Origin of the sequence: Corynebacterium amycolatum SK46, from assembly GCF_000173655.1 — a bacterium.
Classification (GTDB): Bacteria; Actinomycetota; Actinomycetes; order Mycobacteriales; family Mycobacteriaceae; genus Corynebacterium; species Corynebacterium amycolatum_A.
Genome location: NZ_ABZU01000037.1, coordinates 1 through 3,508 on the forward strand (window position 1 = coordinate 1; position 3,508 = coordinate 3,508).

At 59.6% G+C, this 3,508-nt stretch carries 2 protein-coding genes; one reads left to right on the plus strand and one right to left on the minus strand.

Annotated elements, in window-relative coordinates; all coding sequences use genetic code 11:
• Positions 1–100: 100 nt before the first annotated feature.
• Positions 101–1,681 carry an NYN domain-containing protein gene (locus CORAM0001_RS10770; protein ID WP_040362012.1) on the minus strand — a complete coding sequence of 527 codons (1,581 nt, stop codon included), beginning with the start codon at positions 1,679–1,681 and terminating at the stop codon, positions 101–103.
• A gap of 261 nt (positions 1,682–1,942) precedes the next feature.
• On the opposite strand from CORAM0001_RS10770, the gene CORAM0001_RS10775 reads away from it, so the two are divergent.
• A complete protein-coding gene (locus tag CORAM0001_RS10775; RefSeq protein WP_005512044.1) occupies positions 1,943–3,220 on the plus strand; it encodes an MFS transporter in 1,278 nt (425 codons plus the stop codon).
• Positions 3,221–3,508 lie beyond the last annotated feature (288 nt).

Below are 3,508 nucleotides of genomic sequence, written 5' to 3' on the forward strand. Positions count from 1 at the left end.
CACCGTAAACTGCCATAAACCCCGACACTTTCTCGCGTCAGCCGCACCAGCACCGCCAGCAGCGCTGAAGCCGCCGAAACTGTAAAGGCCGTGAGGCGCGCTACTTCTCCAATTCGCCGTTCTTCCGCGCGAGCAGCACCCCGCGGATACCGGCGTGGAAACCATCGCGCAGATTGACGCGCTGCGTCTCCGTCAGCGTGTATTCGTGCAGGGTTTCGCACGCGAACTGCAGCAGCGGACGATCAATGTCCGGCGGCAGCCCACCACCAGAGAGCAAGTGGGCACTATCGCGCGCCTGCTCGTTCGCAATATTCTCGTACCACCAGTTCGCGTACTGCTGTCCCACATCGAACGGCGTCTGGAAACCCGCGGATGCCCACACCTCGTTCGGCAGGGGCACGTATCGACTACGCAGCTTCCTCCTTGGCGCCATCATCGAAGGATTCGGCCGCGGGCTTGGTTTCGGTGTATTCGCGTTGGCGCCGTCTTCGCTTGCCGACGGCTCCGTCGCCGACTCCCCACTGCCGGTTGCAGTCGACGACGCGGAATCGGAGGCAGACGCGCCTGCATTCTCGGCTCCGGTGTTGTTCGCAGTGTCGTTACCAGCCCCACTGCCAGTGTTGCCTGTCGCGCCGGGCATGGCCGCTGGAGAAGGCTGCGCTGGCTGCGTTTGCTGTGTTTGCTGTGTTGGCGAGGCAGCCGAAACGCCCGAAGCAGCGGAATCCACCCGTGTAGTTTCCGAACCGCCGGTCCGCTCTACCTCAGCGCGGTGCTCAGCCTGCGCCGGGATTTCCCGGGCACCCATCTTGGCCGCGTGCTCGACCTCGTTGAACTTCGGCGAGTCGGCCTTGGCCGTCGGCGTGGCTGCGGCATTGTCTTCGCTGCGACAGTCGGAGTCGCGGTCAGCCGTGGGGGATGGCACAACGCGCTGGTCCTGCGGAACCTCCGGAGTGCCGGCCTCCGGCGAAGCAACGTCACCGTCGGCAGCGGAGGGAGTGTTCTCCGTGCCGTCGTCAAGCGAGTCCTCGCCCGGAGGAGTGATGCGCGTATCCGGTACGCAGGTGGCGCCGAGATCTTCGATTGGTTCGGCATCGCCCAGCGGCTTATTCGTGCGGACGACCGGTGGGATTGGGCCCTCGAGGACATTGAGCTGCATGGCGTCGGCGAAGTCCTCGCGGGGATCGAGGATTGTCGTCGAATCGCAGGCATGGCGAAGCGCACCGGACATGGAGTCCCAGCCGAAGCCGTAGAGATGCACGCGCACACCGGCGGCCGAAGCCTCAGCGACACCGGGCAGCATGTCCGCATCGCCCGAGACCAGCACGATATCGGAAACTTGGTTGCGCAGGCCGGCGACAACCATGTCTGCGACGAGTCGCGTATCGACGGCCTTCTGCGTCCGTCGGTCACCCCATTCAATGAGCTGACCTGCGCGCAGCTGCACACCATCAATCGTGCGCAGTGAGCGCTGGTAACGATGCGGCCCCGACTCCGGGATGCCGTCGTACCAAAGTTGCCGCTGAACTGGCTGGTTCAGCTGCTGGTTAATCATTCGGTCAAGGACACTAACTACTTCTCTAAGGTCGATTTCTAATTGCCCGCGGGCTCCGGTTTCCCACGAGTTGTAAAAGCTCGCCAGTAAATATGACGTATCGACGAACACCAATGTGCGTTCAAGCATGGCTCCTAATTCCTGATTCTTTATTAACTAAATAAGCAAACCGGTTACATCGACAAGGATGCCCGAATAATTCATTCTATGCGCTAAACATGTTTAACTTCAGGGACTATTCTTAATAAGCCGCATTACTTTGACCGCTCTTCGCGGGTTGGCAGAAGTGCGAGTCGACGAGAAAACACCGATCAATTTAGGTATTGACGTGCAGAGAACTCGCCCCGCGAAGAGTGCGACCACACAGGAGAAGGGGAGTTACAAACAGGTATGAGACGCTGGTTCGGCCTATTGGTTCTCATTACTGTGTTGGGGCAAGCGGTTTTCAACGGCGGTCGCGTGCTGCTTTCTTGGCGAGTCCTTGATTTTGGAGGTTCCGCCGCCACCGTCGGTTGGTTCACTGCCGCATTTTCACTTGTACCTCTTATTATTGCGCTTCCCGCCGGCAAGCTTGTCGACAGCCATCGTGCCACCGAAGTCATGTACTCCGGTCTCGTCGCCACCGTCATCGCTGCAGCAGTAATGGCGCTCTCGCCGAACCTACCTATTCTTCTGCTCGGCTACGTGGCCCTGGGTTTTGCCCACATGACCACGCTCATCGCCGCTCAAGGCATGGTTTCGCACCTGCGTGGCGGCGTCGCCGGGCTTGATAGCCTCTTTGCATACTTCACGCTTGGAATCTCCGTCGGGCAATTCCTCGGCATCGTCGGTGCGGGTCTGCTCACTCCCAACCATGACGGTAGCGCCATGACCGCCACCACTTCCGCACTCTGGGCGATGACGGGAATCGGTGCGGTCGCCCTGGTCATCGGCTGGCCGGTCGCAACTGCTTATCGACGGCACGAAGCGAATGCAGCCGCCGAAGTGCAAGCTGCTAGCTCAACTGCGTATTCTCGGGCGTCGACTGTTAGCGACCGCAGCCGGATGGAGGAGAGGCGGCCGGCGCAGGCCGAAGCCAGTGGCGCATCGGTCTTAAGCATCCTGCGTATCGACGGCATGTCCAGCGCCATGGCTGTCTCAATTGCGGTCATCGTAGCCATTGACCTGTTGACGGCATATGTGCCGGTGCTGGGACGTGAACTGGGCTTTAGTGTTGCCGAGGTGACGGCGATTCTTGGTGCGCGTAGTGGTCTTGCGATTATTTCCCGAGCCCTCATGCCGACTGTTTTGCGCAAAGCTAATCGCAATCGGGTCCTTATCATTGCAGTTTGTGCCGGTGTCCTGCCGCTGTTGGCAATGCCGTGGCTACAGAGTGCGTGGCTGATGGTTATCGCGGTTGGTATCTGTGGCTTGGCGTGGGGCTTTGTCATGCCTATGTCGATGACGTGGGTGAGTTCCCTGGTGGATGCCGAGGTGCGCGCTCAGGCGCTATCCATCCGGCTGATGGGTAACCGCTTGGCGCAGGTCATCCTGCCGCCGGTTGCTGGCTTGGGTGCTACCGCGATGGGTGCAGGCAGTGTGTTTCTGGGTGCGGGTGCACTGATGGGGGTCGCGTCTGCCACGGCTTGGCGACGACTCGCAGGTGACAAGGCGACTCTGACTAGATAATTGGTCGTAATTCGTCGATGGCTGAGTTGCTGACAAGTAGTGCCCGAACCGTAGGAAGGCTCTAACCTGGCGTACAGGGTTAACTAAAGTGATAAGTTTTCAGGGGTTTACCAGCGGATTCGCTTAAATAAGAGCGTGTGTGTAAAGTATTCGGGGTCAGCGCGGCTGGGCGGTTGTTGTCTGGTTGGCTGGTTGGGGGAAATGTTTTCGTGCGGTTAGCCGCTGGGAGTCGTTGGTTTGACTTTCTGGTTAATTGTTTGTTAATGTTTTCTCTCGCTGCTCACGGAG